General features: G+C 72.3%; 24 protein-coding genes. 18 read left to right on the top strand and 6 right to left on the bottom strand.

Translation table 11 applies throughout. From position 1 onward, the window contains the following. Nucleotides 1-13: 13 nt before the first annotated feature. From ACFYX3_RS14360 to ACFYX3_RS14370, 3 genes are all read left to right on the top strand, one after another. Entirely contained in the window at nt 14-328 is a 315-nt protein-coding gene (locus tag ACFYX3_RS14360) for a hypothetical protein (protein ID WP_389012572.1), read from the top strand. A 91-nt stretch (nt 329-419) separates the two neighbouring features. Beyond that, nucleotides 420-1,001, top strand: coding sequence for a dienelactone hydrolase family protein (locus ACFYX3_RS14365; protein WP_376588034.1), 582 nt, complete (start codon nt 420-422; stop codon nt 999-1,001). Between the two features lie 170 nt (nt 1,002-1,171). Beyond that, on the top strand, nt 1,172-2,350 hold the full coding sequence (locus ACFYX3_RS14370; protein ID WP_389012575.1) for a YncE family protein: 1,179 nt from the start codon (nt 1,172-1,174) through the stop codon (nt 2,348-2,350). Nucleotides 2,351-2,364: 14 nt separating this feature from the next. Here the strand turns inward: ACFYX3_RS14370 and ACFYX3_RS14375 are convergent, their stop codons facing one another. After that, a complete protein-coding gene (locus ACFYX3_RS14375; RefSeq protein ID WP_359508923.1) occupies nt 2,365-2,937 on the bottom strand; it encodes an NADPH-dependent FMN reductase in 573 nt (190 codons plus the stop codon). A 136-nt stretch (nt 2,938-3,073) separates the two neighbouring features. On the opposite strand from ACFYX3_RS14375, the gene ACFYX3_RS14380 reads away from it, so the two are divergent. After that, nucleotides 3,074-4,450, top strand: a complete 1,377-nt coding sequence (locus tag ACFYX3_RS14380) for an NAD(P)/FAD-dependent oxidoreductase (protein WP_382657124.1) — start codon at nt 3,074-3,076, stop codon at nt 4,448-4,450. 69 nt (nt 4,451-4,519) lie between these two features. Here the strand turns inward: ACFYX3_RS14380 and ACFYX3_RS14385 are convergent, their stop codons facing one another. Continuing rightward, nucleotides 4,520-5,311 (bottom strand): hypothetical protein, encoded by a 792-nt coding sequence (locus ACFYX3_RS14385; protein WP_389012579.1) that lies wholly within the window; start codon nt 5,309-5,311, stop codon nt 4,520-4,522. 251 nt (nt 5,312-5,562) lie between these two features. On the opposite strand from ACFYX3_RS14385, the gene ACFYX3_RS14390 reads away from it, so the two are divergent. From ACFYX3_RS14390 to ACFYX3_RS14405, 4 genes are all read left to right on the top strand, one after another. After that, complete coding sequence (locus tag ACFYX3_RS14390; RefSeq protein WP_389012582.1) at nt 5,563-6,975, top strand: pyridoxal phosphate-dependent decarboxylase family protein; 1,413 nt, start codon at nt 5,563-5,565, stop codon at nt 6,973-6,975. Nucleotides 6,976-7,006: 31 nt separating this feature from the next. Continuing rightward, on the top strand, nt 7,007-7,447 hold the full coding sequence (locus ACFYX3_RS14395) for a GNAT family N-acetyltransferase (protein WP_376588020.1): 441 nt from the start codon (nt 7,007-7,009) through the stop codon (nt 7,445-7,447). Nucleotides 7,448-7,527: 80 nt separating this feature from the next. Beyond that, nucleotides 7,528-8,604, top strand: a complete 1,077-nt coding sequence (locus tag ACFYX3_RS14400; protein ID WP_389012586.1) for a dihydrodipicolinate reductase — start codon at nt 7,528-7,530, stop codon at nt 8,602-8,604. Continuing rightward, on the top strand, nt 8,604-9,092 hold the full coding sequence (locus ACFYX3_RS14405; RefSeq protein WP_116163075.1) for a carboxymuconolactone decarboxylase family protein: 489 nt from the start codon (nt 8,604-8,606) through the stop codon (nt 9,090-9,092). Before ACFYX3_RS14400 ends, ACFYX3_RS14405 begins: the two co-directional genes overlap by 1 nt. Before the next feature lie 56 nt (nt 9,093-9,148). Here the strand turns inward: ACFYX3_RS14405 and ACFYX3_RS14410 are convergent, their stop codons facing one another. The 3 genes from ACFYX3_RS14410 to ACFYX3_RS14420 form a co-directional block, all read right to left on the bottom strand. Continuing rightward, the gene (locus tag ACFYX3_RS14410) at nt 9,149-10,798 is read right to left on the bottom strand and encodes a GMC oxidoreductase (RefSeq protein WP_376588013.1); all 1,650 of its coding nucleotides are present in this window, start codon (nt 10,796-10,798) and stop codon (nt 9,149-9,151) included. Nucleotides 10,799-10,919: 121 nt separating this feature from the next. Continuing rightward, entirely contained in the window at nt 10,920-12,362 is a 1,443-nt protein-coding gene (locus ACFYX3_RS14415; protein ID WP_389012591.1) for an aspartate ammonia-lyase, read from the bottom strand. A 276-nt stretch (nt 12,363-12,638) separates the two neighbouring features. Further along, nucleotides 12,639-13,760: an asparaginase gene (locus ACFYX3_RS14420; protein WP_389012594.1), complete on the bottom strand. Its 1,122-nt coding sequence runs from the start codon at nt 13,758-13,760 to the stop codon at nt 12,639-12,641. A gap of 118 nt (nt 13,761-13,878) precedes the next feature. Between ACFYX3_RS14420 and ACFYX3_RS14425 the strand changes: the two genes are divergently transcribed. The 10 genes from ACFYX3_RS14425 (at nt 13,879) to ehuA (ending at nt 21,938) form a co-directional block, all read left to right on the top strand. Then, a complete protein-coding gene (locus ACFYX3_RS14425; protein ID WP_389012597.1) occupies nt 13,879-14,343 on the top strand; it encodes an Lrp/AsnC family transcriptional regulator in 465 nt (154 codons plus the stop codon). Nucleotides 14,344-14,540: 197 nt separating this feature from the next. Then, a complete protein-coding gene (locus ACFYX3_RS14430) occupies nt 14,541-15,344 on the top strand; it encodes an endonuclease I family protein (RefSeq protein WP_389012599.1) in 804 nt (267 codons plus the stop codon). A gap of 348 nt (nt 15,345-15,692) precedes the next feature. Next, entirely contained in the window at nt 15,693-16,223 is a 531-nt protein-coding gene (gene ectA, locus ACFYX3_RS14435; RefSeq protein ID WP_389012602.1) for a diaminobutyrate acetyltransferase, read from the top strand. 71 nt (nt 16,224-16,294) lie between these two features. Continuing rightward, a complete protein-coding gene (gene ectB / locus ACFYX3_RS14440; RefSeq protein ID WP_389013192.1) occupies nt 16,295-17,575 on the top strand; it encodes a diaminobutyrate--2-oxoglutarate transaminase in 1,281 nt (426 codons plus the stop codon). Between the two features lie 28 nt (nt 17,576-17,603). Continuing rightward, entirely contained in the window at nt 17,604-18,014 is a 411-nt protein-coding gene (locus tag ACFYX3_RS14445) for an ectoine synthase (protein ID WP_389012605.1), read from the top strand. A 31-nt stretch (nt 18,015-18,045) separates the two neighbouring features. After that, nucleotides 18,046-18,942, top strand: a complete 897-nt coding sequence (thpD, locus tag ACFYX3_RS14450; protein ID WP_376594469.1) for an ectoine hydroxylase — start codon at nt 18,046-18,048, stop codon at nt 18,940-18,942. After that, nucleotides 18,939-19,829 (top strand): ectoine/hydroxyectoine ABC transporter substrate-binding protein EhuB, encoded by an 891-nt coding sequence (gene ehuB, locus ACFYX3_RS14455; RefSeq protein ID WP_389012608.1) that lies wholly within the window; start codon nt 18,939-18,941, stop codon nt 19,827-19,829. Before thpD ends, ehuB begins: the two co-directional genes overlap by 4 nt. Nucleotides 19,830-19,841: 12 nt before the next feature. Further along, nucleotides 19,842-20,516, top strand: coding sequence for an ectoine/hydroxyectoine ABC transporter permease subunit EhuC (ehuC, locus tag ACFYX3_RS14460; protein ID WP_389012611.1), 675 nt, complete (start codon nt 19,842-19,844; stop codon nt 20,514-20,516). Then, nucleotides 20,516-21,151, top strand: coding sequence for an ectoine/hydroxyectoine ABC transporter permease subunit EhuD (gene ehuD / locus ACFYX3_RS14465; RefSeq protein ID WP_389012614.1), 636 nt, complete (start codon nt 20,516-20,518; stop codon nt 21,149-21,151). Before ehuC ends, ehuD begins: the two co-directional genes overlap by 1 nt. Continuing rightward, nucleotides 21,141-21,938 carry an ectoine/hydroxyectoine ABC transporter ATP-binding protein EhuA gene (gene ehuA, locus ACFYX3_RS14470; protein WP_389012617.1) on the top strand — a complete coding sequence of 266 codons (798 nt, stop codon included), beginning with the start codon at nt 21,141-21,143 and terminating at the stop codon, nt 21,936-21,938. Before ehuD ends, ehuA begins: the two co-directional genes overlap by 11 nt. A 36-nt stretch (nt 21,939-21,974) precedes the next feature. On the opposite strand, the gene ACFYX3_RS14475 is transcribed toward ehuA, so the two are convergent. Next, entirely contained in the window at nt 21,975-22,844 is an 870-nt protein-coding gene (locus ACFYX3_RS14475) for an RNA polymerase sigma factor SigF (protein ID WP_389012620.1), read from the bottom strand. Between the last annotated feature and the right edge of the window lie 162 nt (nt 22,845-23,006).

A 23,006-nucleotide genomic window follows, 5' to 3' on the forward strand; every position in this document is an offset into this window, starting at 1 on the left:
GGAAGCGAGTCCCATGAACCACGCGGACGGCACGGCACCGATCTATGCCGAGCTCATACGGGAGCGGGGGGACGTTCCCCGTGACGTCCGTCAGGTCGCCGAGGAGCTTCTGCGGGATCTGAGCCGGGTGATCCCGATGCCTCCGCAGGGGATGCCTCCGCAAGGGATGGTGCCGCAGGGCATGCCGCCGCAGGGGATGGTGCCGCAGGGCGCGATCGTGCCCGCCGGTGCCCCGCACCCCGGTGTCGGCGGCCCGATGGGCGTCGGCGGCCCCGGGGGCATGATCGGCCAGGCGGGCGCCGTCGTCCCGCACCGGCCGATGCACTGACCTCGTCGGACCTGAATGCCGGGCCCGTTGTCAGTGGCGTGCGTCATGCTGCCTTCCGACGTGACCGTGCGGTGACACAGGGGATGACGACATGGCCGAGGTACTGCTCTTCCACCACGCGCTCGGGCTGACGGACGGCGTCGGCGCGTTCGCCGACGGCCTGCGGCGGGCCGGGCACACGGTGCACGTGCCCGATCTGTACGAGGGGCGCACGTTCGAGGACCTGGAAGCCGGCGTCGGGTACGCCCAGGAGGTCGGCTTCGACACGATCACGGCCCGGGGCGAGCGGGCGGCCGAGGGGCTCCCGGAGGACGTCGTGTACGCCGGGTTCTCGCTGGGCGTGGTGCCCGCGCAGAAGCTGGCGCAGACCCGGCCCGGCGCGTCCGGCGCGCTGCTGTTCGGTGCCTGTGTGCCGGTGCACGCGTTCGGCGCCGCTTGGCCGGAGGGCGTACGGGTCCAGGTGCACGGCATGGACGCCGATCCGTACTTCGTCGGCGACGGGGACCTGGCGGCGGCGCGCGAGCTGGTGGCGGGATCCGGGGACCGGGAGCTGTTCCTCTACCCGGGGGCGGCCCATCTGTTCGCGGAGCGCGGGACGCCGGACTTCGTGCCGGAGGCGGCCGCGCTGTGCGCCGAGCGGGTGCTGTGCTTCCTGGACGCCCTCGACGGATGAGCCCGGCGGGGCCGGGGTCAACCGATCGGTGGACCCCGGGGTCGGCCGTCCCTCCGTCCGCGAGGGGACGGGCGGCGGACCCGGCGGGGCCCGGCGCGGGCGGAGGATCGGGACAGGGCGCGGGACCCCGGCGGGGCCGTCCGCGTGATCGCCGTACCGAGGAGTCCGTCATGCCGAAGTTCCGCCGTTCGTCCCGTGCCGCCCGGCTGCTCCTGCCCGGCGCGGTGGCCGTGGTCCTGCTCGCGGGCTGCGCCCAGGGCTCCGGCGGGACGGCCTCCGCCACCGGTCCGGCGACTCCCGCCGGGACCTCCCCCACGGCCGGACCGCCCACCCCCGGCTCCTCCGTCACCGTGACGCCCGCCCCTGACGGCACGGTCGCGCCGGGCACCCTGCTCGTCTCCGACTTCGGCTCCGACACGGTCACCTTCGTCGACCCCGCGCGGGGCGCCACCGGTTCCGTGAAGGTCGGCACAGCGCCGTACGGTCTGGCCGTCGGCGAGGACGGGCGGGCCTGGGTGGCGACCGCCGAGGGAGTCGCGGTCGTGGACACGAAGAGCCGCGCACGCCTCGCGCTGATCCCGTACCGCACGGACACCGGGCCCGTCACCACGGGCGAGTACCGGGGCGGCGGCATGGGCATCGCACTCTCCCCGGACGGCCGTCGGGCGTACGTGGGGGTCAACGTGCCCGGTGGGAACGGCACCCTGGAGATCGTCGACACGACGGCGCTCGAGGTCACCGACACCGTCCCGGTCGGCCGGCGCCCCTTCGACGTGGACGTGTCACGGGACGGCGCCGAGGTGTACGCGACGGACCACGACTCCTTCGACGTCACGGTCGTCGCGGCGGGGACGCTGGAGCCGCGCCGGATCGAGGTCGCCCCGTACGGCACGGAGGGCGGGCTCGGCTCCTGGCTCAAGCCGCACTACACGGCCGTCCGGCCCTCCGACGGGAAGCTGCTGCTGCCGTTCGAGGGCGAGCGGCTCGCGGTGGTCGACCCCCGGACGGGCCGGACGACGATCGAGCCGATGACCGCGAACACCCATCAGCACGGGGCGACCGTGACCGCCGACGGGACGCTGCTGACCGTCGGCACCGGCCCCCTCGACCCGGACGTGGACCGCGGGCCCTCCCTGACGGTGCGCACGCCCGGCGGTGCCGAGCGGGTCTACCCGCTGGAGGGCCCGCACGAGAGCGTGGCCGTGTCCCGGGACGGCCGCACCGCCTATGTGACGGGCGGCTTCACCCGGGACGGGTACTGGGACGGTCTGACCGTCGTCGACCTGGGCACGGGCGACACCCGCCGTCTCCCGGCGGGCTCGCGGCCCCTGGGGATCGCGGTCCTCTGACCTGCGGCAGGGCCTCAGCGCTGCGGCGGCAGGACGGTGAGGACCCGCTCCACGAAGGCCTTGAAGTCGGACATGAAGTCCGACAGGAACTGCTGGGTCGTCGGATCGGTGACCTCGCCGTCCTCGTCGAACAGCCCCGGGGTGAACTGGATGTACGCCTCCGGGGCGTTCATCTGCGGGGAGTTGCAGAAGCTGAGCACCGAACGGAGGCTCTGCTGGGCGACGGCCGTGCCGATCTTGCCCGGCGAGGCTCCGATGACGGCGGACGGCTTGTGGGTGAAGGAGTTCGTGCCCCAGGGCCGGCTGGCCCAGTCGATGGCGTTCTTGAGCGCGCCGGGGATGGACCGGTTGTACTCGGGCGTCACGAAGAGGACCGCGTCGACGGCCGCGATGGCGTCCTTGAGCGCCTTGCCCTCGGGCGGGTAGTCGGCGTCGAAGTCGTGGTTGTAGAGCGGGAGGTCCTTGATGGGGATCTCGCGGAACTCGAGGCCGGGGGGCGCGACGCGGATCAGGGCACGGGACAGGATCCGGTTGATGGACTTCGTCGAGAGGCTGCCGACGAAATAGCCGACCTGGTACGTGGTCATGCGCGCTGTCCTGCCTTCCGCTGGGGGATGTTTCCGGGGCCTTCCGTAGGACCTTCCGCAACGTAACCCGAGGAGCGATACGTCACCAATCGCGATAAAAAGGGTGAACCAACGCTCATAGGGAAGGGCGGACAGCGTGACGCGACCGAGAATCCTCGTGGTGGGCGCCGGTTTCGCCGGAGTGGGCTGCGTACGGCGGCTCGAGCGGCGGCTTGCCGAGCGGGAGGCGCTGATCACGCTCCTCTCACCGTTCTCGTACCAGCTGTACCTGCCGCTGCTCCCCCAGGTGGCCGCGGGCGTGCTGACCCCGCAGTCGGTCGCGCTCTCGCTGCGCCGCAGCCAGCGGCACCGGACCCGGATCGTCCCGGGCGGTGTCGTCGGCATCGACACGGCCGCGAAGGTCTGTGTGGTGCGGACGATCTCCGGCGAGTTCGTGACGGAGCCGTACGACCATCTCGTCCTCGCGCCGGGCAGTGTGACCCGCACCTTCGACATCCCGGGGCTCGCCGATCACGCGCGCGGGATGAAGACCCTCGCGGAGGCCGTCTACATCCGCGACCACGTCATCGCCCAGCTGGACCTGGCGGACGCGAGCGACGACGACGCGGAGCGGGCCGCGCGGCTGCGGTTCGTCGTGGTCGGCGGCGGCTACGCGGGCACGGAGACGGCTGCCTGTCTCCAGCTGCTCACCCGCAACGCGGTCAAGCGGTACCCGCGTCTCGACCCCGACCTCATCAAGTGGCACCTCGTGGACATCGCGCCGAAGCTGATGCCCGAACTGGGCGACAAGCTCGGCGCCGCCGCCATGGACATCCTGACGAAGCGCGGCATCGAGGTGTCGCTCGGAGTGTCGGTGGCCTCGGTGGACGACGAGGCGGTGACGCTCACCGACGGGCGGGTGCTGCCCAGCCGGACGCTGATCTGGACGGCCGGCGTGGCCGCGAGTCCGCTGATCGGCACGCTCGGCGCGGAGACCGTCCGGGGCCGGCTCGCCGTCTCGGCCGAGATGGACGTGCCGGGGCTCGACGGGGTGTGGGCGCTCGGCGACGCGGCCGCCGTCCCCGACCTCGCCAAGGGCGAGGAGGGCGCGATCTGCCCGCCGACCGCGCAGCACGCGATGCGGCAGGGCAAGGCCGTCGCCGACAACCTGGTCGCGACGCTGCGACGCGAGCAGACCCACCCGTACATGCACAAGGACCTGGGGCTCGTCGTGGACCTGGGCGGGATGGACGGGGTGTCGAAGCCGCTCGGGGTGGAACTGCACGGGGCGCCCGCCCAGGCCGTGGCCCGCGGCTACCACTGGGCGGCGCTGCGGACCAATGTGGCCAAGACCCGGGTGATGACGAACTGGCTGCTCAACGCCGTCGCGGGCGACGACTACGTACGGACCGGGTTCCTGGCCTCGAAGGCGGGGACGCTCCGGGACTTCGAGTACACGGACGCGTATCTGACACCGGAGCAGGTCCGCGAGCACGCGGGCTCGTTCCGCGGGGCGGTCGGGAGGGGCGACTGACGCCCTGAGCTCGGCGCCGGGTGACCGGATCCCGGCGCCGCGCGGGCCGTCAGTACGTGAGCCGGGCCGTCACTCCGCGAGTTCCCGCACCGGGCCCATCACCACGACGGGTTCCGCGGCCGGGTCGAGGGCGCGCAGGAGTTCGCGCAGCGCCTCCCGGTCCAGGGTGATGCACGCCTGCGTGGGTCCTCCGTGGTCGACGTGGATCCAGACGCCACCGCCCTTCTCCTCGCCGAGCGGGCGCTCCTTGTCGAGCGGGCTCCGACCGGGCACCCGGTTGTAGTCGATCGCGATCACGTGATCGAACGAACCTTCCAGGGGCTCCCCCAGGAAGCCGGTGCCGCTGATGTCGAACGCCTCGTCCTCGTCGTACGGGAGCCGGGCGCCGGGGTCGGGCAGCTTGCCCCCCGCGTCGCCGATCCGGAAGACCCCGATGGGGCTGCGCAGGTCACCGGCCGTGTGGTCGGAGGTCCAGCCCTGGAGGGCGTTGTGGGCGCGCCACGGTCCGGCGGCCTCGATCCAGCCACGGGCGGGGTCGCGCCGGTACAGGGTGGCGGTCGAGGTGTTGGAGTCCTCGGTGGCGCCGGTGACGACGAGGGCCTGGGTGCTGCCGTCGGGCACGAGGGCCCGGGTGCCGGGTCCGACTCCGGGAAGCCGGGGCACGGGGACCGGGGCGGAGGCGAGGCGGTTGGCGCCCGCGGCCGGCGGGGCCGGATGGGGGCGGCTGTCGCCCGAGGCGGGCGCGGTCGTGCGGGCGGGTGCGGGTACGGGGGCGGTGGGGCTCGCGCAGCCGGTGAACAGCAGGGCGGCGCACAGTGTGCCGGCGCTCAGCAGCGCGGGGGCGCCCTTGCGGACGGGCATGGGACGGCATCCTCCTGGCCGGGGGCAGTGCAGCGATCCGTACCCGTTCGACGGGCGGCACTGCCGCCGCGGCCGCGCCCTCACCCGTACGGCTGCGTCCGTGATGCGAACGGCCGACGGCGCTGTTCCCGGGTGGCCCGACCGGATCCGTACCACTGAGAGGGATAGGCCTGCCCATGGATCCGGATATCAGGCCACTTTCTTTGAATTGGCCCCCGCCCACCTCTTGATCGACTGCCTAGTCTGAGGCCATGCATCCCACCCTCGCCGCCGACCTCGCCCGGCTCCCCGAACTCCTCCAGACCGCCCGCGACTTCGCCGCCCGTGAGCTCTCCCGGGTGGACGAGCGGCCGGTGGCCACCGCCGAGGAGGCTCCCGGACCCGAGCGGCTCCCGGCGGACGGCGTCGGGGCACAGGGCGCCCTCGACCGGTTCGCGCAGCGCTGGGAGCCCGGGTTCTCGGGCTCGGCGGGTCCGCGCTACCTCGGCTTCGTGACCGGCGGCGCCACCCCGGCGGCGCTGACCGGGGACTGGCTCACCGGTGCGTACGACCAGAACGGCTCCAGCGGCGGCGGTTCGACCTCCGACGCGCTGGAGCGCGAGACGGTGGGCTGGCTGCGGGAGCTCTTCGGGCTGAGCGAGGCGCACCGGGGCGCGTTCGTCAGCGGTGCCACCATGTCGAACACCGTGGGGCTCGCCATCGCCCGGGAGTGGCTGGGCGAGCGCCTGGGCGTCTCGGTGTCGCGCGCCGGCGTGGCCGCGCTCGGCCCCGTCACCGTGCTGTCCGGCAGCCCGCATTCCAGCGTCACCAAGGCCCTGTCGGTCCTGGGCATCGGGCGCGACCGGCTGCGGCCGGTGCCCCTGCTCGGCGGGGATCGGGAGGCCGTGGACGTGGCGCGCCTCGCCGAGGAGCTGGAGTCGCTGGACGGGCGGCCCGCGATCGTGGTCGCCAACGCCGGGACGGTGAACACCGTCGACTTCGACGACCTGCGGGCGATCGCCGCACTCAAGGAGCGGTACGACTTCTGGCTGCACGTCGACGCGGCGTTCGGCGCGTTCGCCGCCCTCTCCCCCGCCCACGCCTCGCTCGTCGACGGGCTCGACGCCGCCGACTCGATCTGCGTGGACCTGCACAAGTGGCTGAACGTCCCCTATGACGCCGCCGTCCAGTTCACCCGCCGCCAGGACCTCCAGGTGCGGGTCTTCCACAACGAGTCGCCGTATCTCGGCCTCCCCACCGGGACGCCCGACTTCCTGCACCTGACGCCGGAGAACTCGCGGAGGCTGCGCGCCCTGGCGACGTGGTTCTCGCTGACCGCGTACGGGCGCGAGGGGCACGCCGAGATCGTGGAGCGCTGCGCGGCGCTTGCCCGCCGCCTCGGCGAGGGGATCTCGGCCGTCCCCGGGCTTCGGCTCCTCGCGCCGGTGCACCTGAACGTCGTCTGCTTCACGCTCGCCGACCGTCCGACGGCGGAGCGGCTCGCCGCCGTGGCGCGGGCGGTCGCCGACTCCGGCGAGGCCTTCCTCACCCCCACGGTCCTGCACGGGACGCCCGCGCTGCGCGCCGCGTTCAGCAACTGGCGGACGACGGAGGAGGACACGGACCGGGTACGGGACGCGCTCGCGCGGGCGGTCCAGGGGCTCCCCGAACCCGAAAGCGTTTGACCCGCCTGGCGGGGCGCGGTTTCCTGCTGCGATGAGTGACCTTCGTATCGAGCGGGCCAGGACCGAGGAGCAGCTCGCCGACTGGCGGGCCGTGCACAACACGATCATCCCGACGGCGGTGCTCTCCGCCGAGGACGTGCGGGAGCGAGCGGGCCGGAACCGGCTCGACGTCGCCTATCTCGGGGACGTGGCCGTGGGCTGTTCGACCGTGCGTCCGCCGGACGAGGAGACCCCGGCGGCGACGGTGATCGCGCGGACGCTGCCCGAGTACCGGGAGCGGGGTTTCGGGACCGCGCTGTACGAGGCGGGGCTCGCGCACGCGCGGACGCTGAGCGACGAGGGCGTGGAGACGGTGGTCCTCGCCTCGAACGAGGAGGGGTTGCGGTTCGCCCTGGCGCGCGGTTTCACGGAGGTGGAGCGGTACGTCCTGCCGGGGGACACGATTCCGTTCGTGGCACTCCGTCTGGCCTGACCAGCACTATTTCTGACGCTCCGTCAGAACATCTCGTCACGGGTCTGGGAACCTCCGGTGCCCGGCGCTACCCTCCGCGCATGATTCGGACGGTGGTGTGGGGTACGGGGAATGTCGGGCGCGCGGCCATTCGCGCCGTGGACGCCCATCCGGGTCTCGAGCTCGCGGCCGTGCTCGTGTCCGACCCGGCCAAGGTGGGCCGTGACGCGGGCCGGCTCGCGGGGCTCGGGCGCGATCTCGGGGTGCCGGCCGGCGACGACGTCGACGCGGTGCTCGACGGGCGGCCGGGGGCGGTGGTGTACGCGGCCTCCGGCGACACCCGGCCCGACGGTGCGCTCGCCGATGTGGCGCGGGCGGTGGCGGCGGGCGCGGTGGTGGTGACGCCCGCCCTGTATCCGCTGTACGACCAGCGCAACGCGCCGCCCGAGTTCCGGGATCCGGTGCTCGCCGCGGTCGCCGAGGGCGGTGGTTCGCTCTTCGTGTCGGGCGTGGACCCCGGCTGGGGCAACGACGTGCTGCCGCTCCTGGTGAGCGGGCTCGCCGCCACGGTGGACGTGATCCGCTGCCAGGAGATCTTCGACTACTCGACGTACGAGCAGGAGGAGTCGGTCCGCGAACTCGTGGGAATGGGCCGGCCGATGGAGTACGAGCCGCCCATGCTCTGGCCGTCGGTGCCGACGATGGTCTGGGGCGGGCAGATACGGCTGATGGCCCGCGCGCTCGGGGCCGAACTCGACGAGATCCGCGAGACCTTGGAGCGACGCCCGCTGGAGTCCACGGTGAAGACGCGGACGATGGGCGTGTTCGAGGCGGGGACGCAGGGCGCGGTCCGCTTCGAGGTGCAGGGGATCGTCGGCGGGGAGCCCCGGATCGTGATCGAGCACGTCACCCGGATCCACCCCTCGTGCGCGCCGGACTGGCCGGTGCCGCCGGACGGTGCGGGCGCGCACCGGGTGATCGTCGAGGGGAGTCCCCGGATCGAGGTGACGGTGGCGGCGACCGACGAGGGCGAGAACCGTTCGGCCGGCGGGAACGCCACGGCGGTGGGACGGCTCGTCGGGGCCGTCGAGTGGCTGGTGGAGGCGGAGCCGGGACTGTACGACGCGCTGGACGTGCCGCTGCGGCCGGCGGTCGGGAAGCTGGGAAGGAGACCGTAGTGATCATCGACATTCCCGAGGGCCAGGAGCCGATCGGGTACGTGTGGGGCGACATGGTCCCGGAGATCGGGACGGCGGCGGCGAACTTCTCGCTGTCCGTGTACGCCCATACGACCCTGGGACTGCGCGAGTTCGAGGCGGCACGGCTGCGGATCGCGCAGATCAACGGCTGCGGCTTCTGCCTCGACTGGCGTACGGACCGGGACGGGGTGAAGGTCGAGGAGGGGTTCGACGAGCTCGTCGCGGCGTGGCGGGAGACGGAGGTCTCGGAGGCCTTCGACGAGCGGACGCGGCTCGCGGCCGAGTACGCGGAGCGGTACGCGCTCGACCACCACGGTCTCGACGAGGAGTTCTGGGCGCGGATGACGGCGCGGTACAGCCAGGCGGAGATCGTGGAGCTGACGATGAGCCTGGGCTCGTGGCTGGCGTTCGGGCGGCTCAACCGGGTGCTCGGGCTCGACGAGGTGTGCGTGCTGCCGACGCACTGAGGGTACGGAGAGGGGCCGGCCGGCGTTCCGGCCGGCCCCTCTTTCGCACGGGGTGCTCAGAAGTCCTCGGCGATGATGCGCTCGATGTTGCGCTCGGCGAGGGCGGTGATGGTGACGAACGGGTTGACGCTGGTGTTCCCGGGGATGAGCGAGCCGTCCATGACGTAGAGGCCCTGGTAGCCGTGGAGGCGGCCGTGGTTGTCGGTGGCCCGGTCGAGGACGGCGCCGCCGAGCGGGTGGTAGGTGAGGTGGTCGCCCCAGATCTTGTAGGCACCGAAGAGGTCGGTCCGGTAGATCGTCCCCTCCTTGCTGTTGATCTTGTCGAAGATGGACCTGGCCATGTCGATGGACGTCTGCTTCCAGGCCCGGTCCCAGCTCAGGTCGACCTTGCCCGTGGCCGGGTTCCAGGTGAACTCGGCGCGGCGGGGGGTGCGGGTGATGGAGAGGTAGAACGAGGCGTAGGTCTCGATGCCGGTGGGCAGCGGGGCGACCTCGGAGAAGGCGCCGCCCGCCTCCCAGTTGTCGATGCCCGCGGTGGGCATCGAGGACTGGAGCTGCCCGGTGGGGTCCCACATGTGGTTGGCGCGGCCGCACATGACGTTGCCGTTGTCGCCCCAGCCCTTGCCGATCTCGTCGTTGAGGGCGCCCAGGGCGCCGGTCGCCTTGAGCCGGGTGAGGAGCTTGCTGGTACCGACGCTGCCGGCGGCGAAGAAGACCCGGTCGGCGCGGACGGTCTTGGTGACGAGGGTGGCGCCGGTGGTGTCGATCTGGTCGATGACGACGGTGTAGCCGCCTGCGGCGGCCGGGCTGACGGAGGTCACCCGGTGGAGCGGGGAGACGTTCACCCGGCCGGTGGCGGCGGCCTGGGCGAGGTAGGTCTTCTGGAGGCTCTTCTTGCCGACGTTGTTGCCGTAGATGACCTCGCCCGCGAGGGCTGACTTCTGGACGGTCCCGGCGGCCTCCTGCTTCATGTAGTCCCAGTCGTAGACGTTGGGCACGAAGACGAAGGGGAAGCCGGAGCGCTCGGCGTGCTTGCGGCCCACGCGCGCGTACTGGTAGCAGTCCTGGCTCTCCCACCAGTTCACGTCCACCGAGGTGACGCCCAGGCCCGCGTTGGCGCGCGGGTAGTAGGTGGAGTACATCTCGGCCGGGTCGACGGTGGGGAGGATCGCCGGGAAGCGCTCCCGGAGCGGGGTGACGGCCATGCCGCCGTTGACGAGGGACCCTCCGCCGACACCGCGCCCCTGGTAGACGGTGATGCCGGCGAAGTCCTCCGCGTCGAGGATGCCGGTGTGCACCGGCACGTCCTTGTCGAGGGGGTAGCCGAGGAACTGGCTCAGCGGCTGCTTGGTGCGGGTGCGCAGCCAGAACGAACGGTAGTCCGGCTTGGTGGTGTTGGCGAAGATCTTGCCGTCGGGGCCCGGGGTGTCCCAGGCCATGCCCATCTCGATCATGTGGACGTCGACGCCGGCACGGGCGAGCCGCAGGGCGGCCACGGAGCCGCCGTAGCCGGTGCCGATGACGAGGGCGCGGACCTGGGAACCGTCGGGGATGGGGGTGCAGTTCAGGCCGGGCACTTCGGCGCGGGCGGGGGTCGTGATCGTACCGGCGAGGGCGGCGGCGCCGAGAACAGAACCTGTTCCGGCGAGAAAGCGGCGGCGGCTTACTCTCTGGTTTCCCTGGGCGGACAGGGGGTGTTCACTCATGTGATCTTCCTCGGTCGCGAGTGAATGGGAACACGTTCTACGACCGGCCGCCGAGGAAGTCACGAGAAACTGCCGGGTAACTTATGACCGGACATGCCCTCTTGATCACCCCCGCCCGCACTCAGACGCCGGCCGGGCCCGGGGCTCCGGTGAGGCGCTCGGGGGTGAGGAGTTCGGCGAGCCGCTGGGCGGGCAGCAGGCCCTTCTCCACCGTGAGTTCGAGGACCCCGCGGCCGGTGGCGAGCGCCTCCTGGGCGATGGCGGTGGCGGCGGTGTAGCCGAGGTGCGGGTTGAGGGCCGTGGCGAGGCCTATGGAGTTCTCCACTGCCGCCCGGAGCGCCTCGGTGTTCGCGGTGATGCCGTCGACACAGCGCTCGGCGAGGGTGAGGCAGGCCGCGCGCAGCGAGAGGAGGCTCTTCGAGAGGGCGTGGAAGATCACCGGTTCGAAGGCGTTGAGCTGGAGCTGTCCCGCCTCGGCCGCCATGGTGATGGTGATGTCGTTGCCGATCACCTCGAAGGCGACCTGGTTGACGACCTCGGGGATCACCGGGTTGACCTTGCCGGGCATGATGCTCGAACCGGCCTGCACCGGGGGCAGGTTGATCTCGCCGAGACCCGCGCGCGGACCCGAGGAGAGCAGCCGCAGGTCGTTGCAGGTCTTGGAGAGCTTGACCGCGATCCGCTTGAGGACCCCGGAGAGCTGGACGAACGCGCCGCAGTCCTGGGTGGCCTCGATGAGGTTGGCGGAGGTCACGAGCGGCAGGCCGGTCAGTTCGGCGAGGTTGCGCCGGGCCGTCTCGGCGTAGCCGGGGGCGGCGTTGAGACCGGTGCCGATGGCGGTGGCCCCGAGGTTGATCTCGTGGATGAGCTCGATCGCCTCGGCGAGGCGGCCGCGGTCCTCCTCCAGCATCACGGCGTACGTGGAGAACTCCTGACCCAGCGTCATGGGCACCGCGTCCTGGAGCTGGGTGCGGCCCATCTTCACGACCTCGCGGAACTCCAGGGCCTTGGCGGCGAAGGCGTCCTGGAGGACCGCCATGGCCTTCAGGAGCTCGCGGGCGGCACCGATCGCCGCGATGCGGATCGCGGTCGGGTAGACGTCGTTGGTGGACTGGCCGAGGTTGACGTCCTCGTTGGGGTGGAGGTGGGCGTACTCGCCCTTGGCGTGACCGAGGAGTTCGAGGGCCCGGTTGGCGACGACCTCGTTGGCGTTCATGTTGGTGGAGGTGCCCGCGCCGCCCTGGACGACGTCCACGACGAACTGGTCGTGGAGCCCTCCCGTACGGATCTCCCGGCAGGCTCCGGCGATGGCGTCGGCCTTGTCGGAGGGGAGCAGGCCGAGCTCCTCGTTCGCTCGGGCGGCGGCCTCCTTGACGGCGGCGAGCGCGTCGATGAGCAGCGGGTAGACCGAGATGGGCGTGCCCGTGATGGCGAAGTTCTCGGTGGCGCGCAGGGTGTGGACGCCCCAGTAGGCGTCGGCGGGGACGTCCCGGTCGCCGAGCAGGTCGTGCTCGCGGCGTACGGAAGCGTCGTGCGGGGCCGGTGCGGGGACCGCGGGAACCATGAAGGGCCGTCCTTGGGGAGAGGAGGGGAGGGGTGCCGGGTGGTGGTGCGGGGCGGGCGCGGGAAGGCGCGCCTACGGCCGGGAGGCCGTTTCCGGGCACGCCGGAGCCGCCGGGCGGCCCCGGCGGGCGCGGTGCGCCGGTGAGGGAGGTTGAATTCCGGCTCGCGGGCGGGGGGTGCACCGTCCGCGAGCCGGGGCTGTGGGGTGGCCTGTCGGGCCCGAGCAGCCGGGCGAGGCGGACCTGCGGGGCTCTCGGCCCTGGGCCGCCGGTCGGCCCTACACGCGGGCGGCGACCGCCGAGGCCGAGCGGGAGTGGCCGGTGGCGAGGGCGGGCTCGTCGCGGACCGGCCCCTCCAGGAGGCGGCGCAGAAGGGCGGTGCTGCGGGCGGGGTCGCCCGCGCCGGCGGCGCCTTCGGCGAGGAGCGTGGAGAGGAGGGCGATGCGGGCCTGGCCGGCCCGGAGGGTGCCGGTGAGCAGGGCGCCCGCGGCGACGAGGTCGACCGCGCCGCCGCCGGTGTATATCTCGGCCAGCGGTCCCGCGGGGACGCGGGTGGTCACGGCGACGAGGACGCCCTGGGCGACCGCGTCGGCCACGGCGGCGGCGATCTCGGGGGTGGCGTTGCCGGCGCCGGTGGCGACGAGGACGACGCCCCGGGCGCCGGCGGCGACGGCCGCGTTCAGCAGGAACGGATCGCCGTCGGAGTGGTGCGTGACGATGTCGACCCGGGGCAGCGGGGTGGCGTCGGGGCCGGTGGCCCCGGGCGCCGCGGTCCGCGCGGCGGCCGGCAGGGGCAGCGCGGCGGGGCGCTCCGGCTGCCGCTCGATGTCGACGCGGGAGAACCCGACGCGGCCGAGGCGCTCGGCGGAGGGGTCGGAGAAGGCGTCGGCGGCGAGGGTCTGGCTCTTCACGGTGCCGCGTGCCGCGTGGACGCGTCCGTCGAAGACGACGAGGACGCCGAGGTCGCGGACGGAGGCGGCGACCTGGAGGGCGTCGTAGAGGTTCCCGGGGCCGTCGCCGTCGCCGGTGCCGAAGGGACGCTGGGCGCCGGTGAGGACGACGGGACGCGAGTCGGTGTGGTGGAGGTCCAGGAGGAAGGCCGTCTCCTCCAGGGTGTCGGTGCCGTGGGTGACGACGATGCCGTCGACGCCGGGGTCGGCGAAGGTCTCGTGGACGGTGCGCAGCAGCGCGAGCTGGTGGGCCGAGGTCATGCGGGAGCTGTTCACGTTGAACAGGTCGACGACCTCGACGGTGACGCCCTCGGGCAGCGGGGCGGTGGCCAGGACGTCGTCGCCGGAGGCGTCGGCCGCGTAGCCGGTGCCCTGCCAGCGGCTGGCGATCGTGCCGCCCGTGCTGATGACGACGATCCGGCGCTCTCCTCCGTCGTTCGTCCGCTTCATGCCTGCCGTCCTCACTCCGTACCCATTTCTCCTGCGCTCGCAACGATAGGACAGGAGGCACGCAAGCCGATTGCGAAATCAGCCCCTTCTTTGTTTCAGCGTGGTGGATAATTGCGCCATGGACCGGATCGATCTCCACATCTTGCGTGAGCTCCAGAACGACGGCCGGCTGAGCAACCAGGAGCTGGCCCAGCGGGTCGGGCTCAGCGCCTCCCCCTGTCTGCGCCGGGTGCGCCAGCTGGAGCAGGACGGGGTGATCCGGGGCTACCGGGCGATCATCGATCCGGAAGCGGTGGGGCGGGGCTTCGAGGTGCTCGTCTCGGTGGAGGTGAAGCGGGACCGGGAGACGGTGGAGGCCTTCGAGGCGGCGCTCCAGGACGTGCCGGACGTGATCGAGGCGTACCGGCTGTTCGGGAGTCCCGGCTGTCTGCTGCGGATCGCGGTGGCGGACCTCGCGGCGTACGAGCGGCTGTGGATCGAGCGACTGACGACGCTGGCCGGGGTCACCGAGGTGAACTCGCAGATCATCATGAAGCGGATCAAGGAGCCGAAGGGGATGCCGGTGGACGTCCGGGGCGCCTGAGGCTCCGGGTGAACGCCGGGGGGCGGTTCCGGTTGCGCCGGATGCGAGAACGTCACGGAACAGCCTCCTCCTCGTTACATGACAGGTACCTGACGTGTGCCACCCTCCCGATGACACGTAGTCAACACGCGTAGACAACGGCGGCGTTGAGTCACGCCCGCCGCCCCGCGCGTGCCGTCCCCGGGAAAGGGCCCCCCATGTCCGTTGTGCGGATCGGTGGATGGAAGGCGTGGGCTGCGGCCGTCGCCGCCACCCTCGTCGGCATCACGCTCCCCGCGGTCACCGCGACTCCCGCGAGCGCCACGACCACCGCGTACGACAGCACGTACTACAAGAACGCGATCGGCAAGACCGGAACGAGCCTCAAGTCCTCGCTGCACACCATCATCAGCAGCCAGAGCAAGATCTCGTACGACGCGGTCTGGAACGCACTGAAGGCGACCGACCAGGACCCGAACAACACCAACAACGTGATCCTGCTCTACAGCGGCGTCTCGCGCAGCAAGTCCCTCAACGGGGGTTCCGTGGGCGACTGGAACCGCGAGCACACCTGGGCCCAGTCCCACGGGAACTTCGGCACCTCGGCCGGCCCCGGCACCGACCTGCACCACCTGCGCGCCTGCGACGTGCAGGTCAACAGCACGCGGGGCAACAAGGACTGGGACAACGGCGGCAGCGCGGTCAGCGGCGCGCCCGGCAGCTACACGGACAGCGACTCCTTCGAGCCGCGCGACGCCGACAAGGGCGACGTGGCCCGCATGATCCTCTACATGGCCGTCCGTTACGAGGGCGACGACGGCTTTCCGGACCTGGAGCCCAACGAGTCGTCCACGAACGGCAGCGTGCCCTTCCACGGCCGCCTCTCGGTCCTGAAGCAGTGGAACGAGCAGGACCCGCCGAGCGCCTTCGAGGAGCGCCGCAACGACGTCATCTACAACACCTACCAGCACAACCGGAACCCGTTCATCGACCACCCGGAGTGGGTCGAGGCGATCTGGTAGTCGCGATCCGGCGGTCCGAGCGACACGGACGTGACGGAGCCGGGCCGGGTGCGGTGGCGCACCCGGCCCGGCTCCCGCCATGTCGACCCCTACACCTGACCGCTTCCGGCGCCTTCAAACGCGAAATCCCGGATCGTCTCACGTTCTCAAGAGATCGGATCCGACAACCAAGATGCGTTATCCACCCGTTATAAACGGTCATTTTGACCGCTTCTGATCGGTTGTGCCGTGCGCTCGGGAAGGGATTCCCGCCACGGAGACCGCCGCCGCATCTATCACGCCCGCACCACCCCCAACAAGACCTCCGCCCCAGGAAGTTCCGCGGTCCGCTCGGTAGCTTCGGCGCCCATGACCACTGCCCCCCTGACATCCCCGGTCGGCGGCGTCTCCGTCGGCCCGGCCGAGATCGCGGACGGCGCCGAGCTGTGGCGCATCGCGCGCGGCTCGGGAGAACTCGACCTCAACTCGCCCTACAGCTACCTGCTGTGGTGCCGCGACTTCGCCGACACGACCGCCGTCGCCCGTGACGCCACCGGACGACCGGTCGGCTTCGTCACCGGATACCTGCGGCCCGACGAGCCGGGGACGCTCTTCGTCTGGCAGGTCGCCGTGGAGGGTTCACACCGCGGAACCGGGGTAGCCGGGGCCCTGCTCGACGCTCTGGCCGCCCGCGTGACGGCCGAGCACGGACTCGACCGGGTGGAGGCCACCGTCACACCGGGGAACCTGGCCTCCGACCGGCTGTTCCGCTCCTTCGCCCGCCGGCACGGCGCGGACCTCAGCCGCGAGGCCCTCTTCCCGCCCGCCGCCTTCCCCGTGACGGGACACGAGACCGAGGTGCTCTACCGCATCGGCCCCCTCGCACCCCCGGCGTCCTGAGCCCACACCACCGCTCCGCCGCTCCGCCGCTCCCCCGCTCCGCCCCACCCTGGAGAAGAGACTCCGTGACCCTGACCGACATCGCCGCCCCCTCCGTCTTCGAGACCGTCGAATCGGAGGTCCGCAGCTACTGCCGCGCCTGGCCCGTCGTCTTCGAACGCGCAAGCGGGAGCCGGCTGTACGACGAGGACGGCCGCCCGTACCTCGACTTCTTCGCCGGGGCGGGCTCGCTCAACTACGGCCACAACAACCCGGTGCTCAAGCGCGCCCTCCTCGACTACCTCGCCGACGACGGCATCACCCACGGCCTCGACATGTCGACGACCGCCAAACGCGCCTTCCTGGAGACCTTCCGCGCCACCGTCCTGGAGCCCCGCGCCCTGCCGTACAAGGTGATGTTCCCCGGCCCCACCGGCACCAACGCCGTGGAGGCCGCCCTCAAACTCGCCCGCAAGGTCACGGGGCGCCAGACGGTCGTCTCCTTCACCAACGCCTTCCACGGCATGTCGCTCGGCTCGCTCGCCGTCACCGGAAACGCCGCCAAGCGCGCCGGAGCGGGCGTCCCGCTGCACCACGCCGCCCGCATGCCCTTCGACGACTACCTCGACGGGCAGGTCACCGACTTCCTCTGGTTCGAGAGGCTCCTGGACGACTCCGGCTCCGGCCTCGACCACCCCGCGGCCGTGATCGTGGAGACCGTCCAGGGCGAGGGCGGCATCAACGTCGCACGGGCCGAGTGGCTGCGCGGGCTGGCCGAACTCTGCCGACGGCACGACATGCTCCTCATCGCCGACGACATCCAGATGGGCTGCGGACGCACCGGCGACTTCTTCTCCTTCGAGGAGGCGGGCATCACGCCCGACATCGTCACCCTGTCCAAGTCCATCAGCGGCTACGGCCTGCCCATGTCCCTCTGCCTCTTCCGCCCGGAGCTCGACCTGTGGGAGCCCGGCGAGCACAACGGCACCTTCCGCGGCAACAACCCCGCCTTCGTCACCGCCACGGCCGCCCTCGACGCCTACTGGCACGACGGCGCCCTCCGCGAGCGCACCCTGAGCCGGGCCGCCCGCGTGGAGCGCGCCCTGCTCGACCTGTGCGGCGACGACGCGGCGACGGGGACGGCGGTGCGCGGCCGCGGCCTCGTGTGGGGCCTGGAGTTCGCCGACGGAGAGCGCGCCGAGGCCGTGTGCCGGCGGGCCTTCGAGACCGGTCTGCTCCTGGAGACCTCCGGGCCGCGCGGCGAGGTGGTCAAGCTGCTGCCGCCGCTGACCGCCACGGACGACGAGCTCGACGAGGGCCTCGGCGTCCTGGCCCGCTCCGTCCGTCACACCGCCGGCCGCCTCGCCGCCTGACCACCCCCGCACGAAAGGCCATCACCCCATGATCGTCCGTACCTTCGACGAGCTGGAGAACACCGAGCGGCACGTCCGGGCCGCGTCCGGGACCTGGGAGAGCAAGCGCATCGTGCTGGCCCGCGAGCGGGTCGGCTTCTCCCTGCACGAGACCGTGCTGTACGCCGGGACCGAGACCTCCATGTGGTACGCCCACCACGTCGAGGCGGTCGTCTGCACCGCCGGCGAGGCCGAGCTCACCGACCACGAGACCGGGCACACGTACACGATCCTGCCCGGAACGATGTACCTGCTCGACGGGCACGAGCGCCACACCCTCAGGGTCAAGCGGGACTTCCGCTGCCTGTGCGTCTTCAACCCGCCCGTCACCGGGCGCGAGGACCACGACGAGAACGGCGTCTACCCGCTCCTCACCGAGCCCGAGACCGGTCAGGCCTGAGCCCGCTCCGTACCCGAAAGGAAGGCACCCCATGGCCTCCGCACCCACCCGTCCCGTCGACCTCTACCCCACCCGCGGCTCCCGGGAGGAGCTCATCGGCCGCAAGGACCCCGTCGTCTGGTCCGAGCCCGGCACGGCAGGCCCCTTCTGGGACCGGGAGCTGGAGGAGTACGACCGCGACGGCTTCGTCACGGTGGAAGAGATCGTCACGCCGGACGAGGTCGACGAGCTCCGCGCCGAGCTGGACCGGCTCGTCGCCGATCCCGCGGTACGGGCCGACGAGCGGGCCGTCGTCGAGCCCCGTTCCCAGGAGATCCGCTCCGTCTTCGAGGTGCACCGGATCAGCCCGGTCTTCGCCCGGCTCGCCGAGGACCCGCGGATCGTCGGGCGGGCCCGGCAGATCCTCGGCTCCGACGTGTACGTCCACCAGTCGCGGGTCAACGTGAAGCCCGGCTTCGGCGCCAGCGGCTTCTACTGGCACTCCGACTTCGAGACCTGGCACGCCGAGGACGGCCTGCCCCGGATGCGGACCGTGTCGGTCTCGATCGCGCTCACCCCGAACCACACCACCAACGGCAGCCTGATGATCATGCCGGGCTCGCACCGCACCTTCCTCGGCTGCGCCGGCGAGACGCCCGAGGACAACTACAAGCAGTCGCTGCGGATGCAGGACGCCGGGACCCCGTCCCAGGAGGCGCTCACCACCTTCGCCGACGCCTGCGGCATCCGGCACTTCACGGGCCCGGCGGGATCGGCCACCTGGTTCGACTGCAACGCCCTGCACGGTTCGGGCGACAACATCACCCCCTACCCGCGGAGCAACGTGTTCCTCGTCTTCAACAGCGTCGAGAACGCGCCCGAGGCGCCCTTCGCCGCCCCCGTCCGGCGCCCCTCCTTCATCGCCGCGCGCCCGGGAGACCGCTCATGACGCTCGGCCGCCGCGGCTTCCTCACCGGAGCGGCCCTCCTCGGCGGTCTCGCCCTGACCTCGTGCACCCGCACCGAGGCCGGGACGGGAGCCCCCCAGGGCGACGGGAAGCTCCTCTCGACCCTGCGGGAGCAGGGCTTCGTTCGGGTCGGGTTCGCCGGTGAGGCGCCGTACGGCTTCCAGGACGGCGGCGAGCTCGCCGGGGAGGCCCCGACGCTCCACCGCGAGATCTTCAGGGCCCTCGGCGTACGTGAACTGCGGCCCACGCTGGCGGAGTTCGGCGCGCTCATCCCGGGACTACTCGCCGGCCGGTTCGACGTGGTGAGCGCGGGCATGGCGATCACTCCGGAGCGCTGCGCCAAGGTGATCTTCTCCGAGCCGGAGTTCGTCTCCCCCACCGCGCTCATGGTCCGCAAGGGCAACCCGAAGGGGGTGAGCGACCTGGAGTCCTGCGCGGCGAAGGGCGCCACGGTCGGGGTGCTGACCGCGGCCGTGGAGGCGTCCTACGCGAAGGCGGCGGGCGTCCCGGACGGTTCCGTGAAGACGCTGGCGAAGCAGCAGGACGGGCTCGACGCCCTCCTGGCCGGCCGGATCGACGCCTTCGCGCTGACCGCCATCTCCCTGCGCTGGCTCGCCCGGACGAACGGGGACGCGCCGGTGGAGGTGGGCGAGGCGTTCGTCCCGGTGGTCGGCGGTGCCCGGCAGCTGGGCGCGGGCGGCGCCGTGTTCCGGCCGGGGGCGGGCGGGCTGCGGGACGCCTTCGACCGGGAACTCCTGAAGATCACCGGCTCCCCCGACCGGTTCGTCGGGCTCGTGGGGAAGTACGGCTTCACCGCCCGCGAGGTGCCGCCCCGTTCGCTGCGGACCGCCGACCTGTGCGCCGGCTGACGGGCGCCCGGCGTGGCTGACTTCCCGGCCGAGCTCCGGCGCGCGCTGCCCCGGCTCGCGGAGGGGCTCCTGGTGACGGCGGAGGCCACGGTGCTCGGCGCGGCGCTCGCCCTGCTCCTCGCGTACGTCCTCGGGCTGTCGTCCCGGTCGGCGCGGCTGCCGGTGCGCGGTGCGGCGCGGTTCGTCGTGGAGTTCTTCCGGGGGACCTCGCTGTACGTGCAGTTGTTCTGGCTGTTCTTCGCGCTCCCGATGGTCGGCTTCCGGCTCGAACCGCTCGCCTGCGCCGTGCTCGCGCTCGGCCTCAACTACGGGGCGTACGGCGCCGAGGTGGTGCGGGGCGCGGTGGCGGCGGTCCCCCGCGCGCAGACCGAGGCGGGGATCGCACTCGGCATGGGGCCGGCGCTGCGCCTGCGGCGGGTCGTCCTGCCGCAGGCCCACGCCCTGATGGTCGCGCCGTTCAAGAACCTGCTCGTGCAGCTCCTGAAGGCGACGCCGCTGCTCTCCCTGGTCACCGTCCCCGATCTGACCTTCCAGATCGACCAGTTGCGCTCGGCGACGGGCGCGACGGCCGCCTCGTACCTGCTGCTCCTCGGGCTCTACTTCGCGATGGCCGTGGGTCTGAGCCTCCTCATGAACGCCCTGGAGCGGGCGGCGAAGGCCCGGCTCGGGCAGGAAGGCGGTACCTGATGTGGGACGGGGAGGCGGCCCGGGCCGCGCTGCCCGCCGTACTGGAGGGGTTCGGCGTCACGGTCCTGGCGACCGTGCTGGCGTTCGCCGTCGCCGTGGTCCTCGGGCTCGTCCTCGCCCTCGTCCAGCGGGCGGGCCCCAGGTGGCTGGCGCTCCCGGTGCGTGCGGCGGCCGCGTTCGTCCGCTCGACGCCGCTCCTGGTGCAGCTGTTCGCGGCCTGGGTCCTGGTGCCCGCGCTCGACGCGCCCGTGCTCGGCGTCCTGGTGCTCGGCGTGCACTACGCCACGTACCTGTCCGAGGTGTACCGGACGGGCATCGACGCCGTGCCGCGGGGCCAGTGGGAGGCCTGCACGGCCCTTTCGCTGCCGCGGCGGCGGGTGTGGCGGGCGGTGGTGCTGCCGCAGGCCGTACGGAACGTGCTGCCCCCGCTCGGCAACTACGCCGTGTCCATGTTCAAGGAGACGCCCCTGCTCTCGGTGATCACGGTGCACGAGATGGTCCACGAGGCGAACACCTTCGGCAGTACGCACTTCGCCTACCTGGAGAGTTTCACCCTGGCCGCCGCGGTGTTCCTGCTCGCGAGCTGGCCGACGTCCGTCCTCGTACGACGCCTGGAGGCACGCCTTGCCCACTGAGGACCGGAAGGATCCGGCAGCCCCCGCGGTGCGTTTCGAACGGGTCACCAAGCGGTTCGGCGACCACACCGTGCTCGACGGCCTCGATCTGGAGGTGGGGCGCGGGGAGCGTGTGACGCTGATCGGTCCGAGCGGGTCGGGGAAGACCACGATCCTCCGGCTGCTCATGACGCTGGAGCGGGTCACCGACGGCCTCGTCCTCGTGGACGGGCAGCCCTACTCGCACATGCCGCGAGGCGCGGGCGGGAAGCTCGTGCCGGCGGACGAAGGGCATCTGGCGGTGCTCCGGCGCCGGATCGGCATGGTGTTCCAGCAGTTCAACCTGTTCCCGCACATGAGCGTCCTGGAGAACGTCGTCGAGGCACCCGTCCACGTGCTCGGCGAGGGCCGGGAGGAGGCCCGCCACAGGGCGCGGGACCTGCTCGACCTGGTCGGGCTCGGCGACAAGGCCGACGCACGGCCGACCCGGCTCTCCGGCGGCCAGCAGCAGCGCGTGGCCATCGCCCGCGCGCTCGCGATGCGGCCCGAGATCCTGCTCCTCGACGAGGTGACGTCCGCGCTCGATCCGGAGCTGGTGGCGGAGGTGCTCGACGTGCTGCGGGACATCGCCCGCAGCACCGACATCACCCTGCTGTGCGTGACGCACGAGATGGGCTTCGCCCGGGACGTCTCCGACCGGATCCTGATGTTCGACCGGGGCCGGATCGTGGAGTCGGGCCCGGCCGGCGAACTCCTGGAGTCCCCCGCCCATGCGCGTACGCGCGCGTTCCTCGGCTCGGTGCGGTGAGCCCACCGGCCGGGTGCCCGGGGCGCGCCCCGCCCGTCAGCCACCGGTCGTCGCCCCGGCCATGCCCTGGCGAAGACGGTCCAGGCTGCGGGCCAGGAGGCGCGAGACGTGCATCTGGGACACACCGAGGCGTTCGCCGATCTGCGTCTGGGTCAGCTCCTCGACGAAGCGCAGGTGCAGCAGCAGCCGGTCGCGCTCGCCGAGGGCCTCCACGAGCGGGGCGAGGGTGTGGAAGTCCTCGAAGAGTGCGAGCGCCGGATCCTCCTCGCCGATGAGGTCGGCCAGGGCCGCGTCGTCGTTCTCCTCGTCACCGCTGCCGAGCGCCGCGTCCAGGGAGGTCGACCGGTAGCCGTTCGCGGCCAGCTGCGCCTCGACCACCTGCTCCTCGGACAGGTCCATGACGGGCGCCAGTTCGGCGACCCGGGGTGCGCGGCCGAGCCGCGCGCTCAGTTCGTCGGTGGCCTTCGCCAGTTCGACCCGTGCCTCCTGGAGCCGACGCGGGACGTGGACGGCCCAGGAGGTGTCACGGAAGAACCGCTTGATCTCGCCCACGATGTACGGCACGGCGAAGGTGGTGAACTCCACCTCGCGGGACAGGTCGAAGCGGTCGATCGCCTTGATCAGGCCGATCATGCCGACCTGGACGATGTCCTCCCGCTCGTCGGCCCGCGTGGCGAAGCGGCCCGCCGCGTACCGCACGAGCGTCATGTTCATCTCGATCAGGGTGTTCCTGACGTACTGGTGCCCGGGCGTGCCCTCCTCCCGCGCCGCGAGCTCGCGGAGGAACACCCGCGACAGCGCGCGGGCGTCCCGGGGTGGCACCTCGCGGGGCGCCTCGAGAAGGGGGAGGTCCCCCCTCGTACCGCTCGTCACGTCCGTCGTCGCCTTGGCCACCTCGGTCCGCACGGGACGACCTCCTCCTGCTCTCTGTCCGTTCGGCGGTCCCGGTTCGCGTACCCGCTCCGCGCGGACGCACTCCTCGGCGGCCCGGTTCGTCCTCGGCCCGGCCGGGAGGCATCACTCCGGCGTGTCCGGGCAGGCGTCCCCCAACAGCCTTCGACGCATCGG

Source organism: Streptomyces sp. NPDC002463, assembly GCF_042889835.1.
GTDB classification, from domain to species: Bacteria; Actinomycetota; Actinomycetes; order Streptomycetales; family Streptomycetaceae; genus Streptomyces; species Streptomyces nymphaeiformis.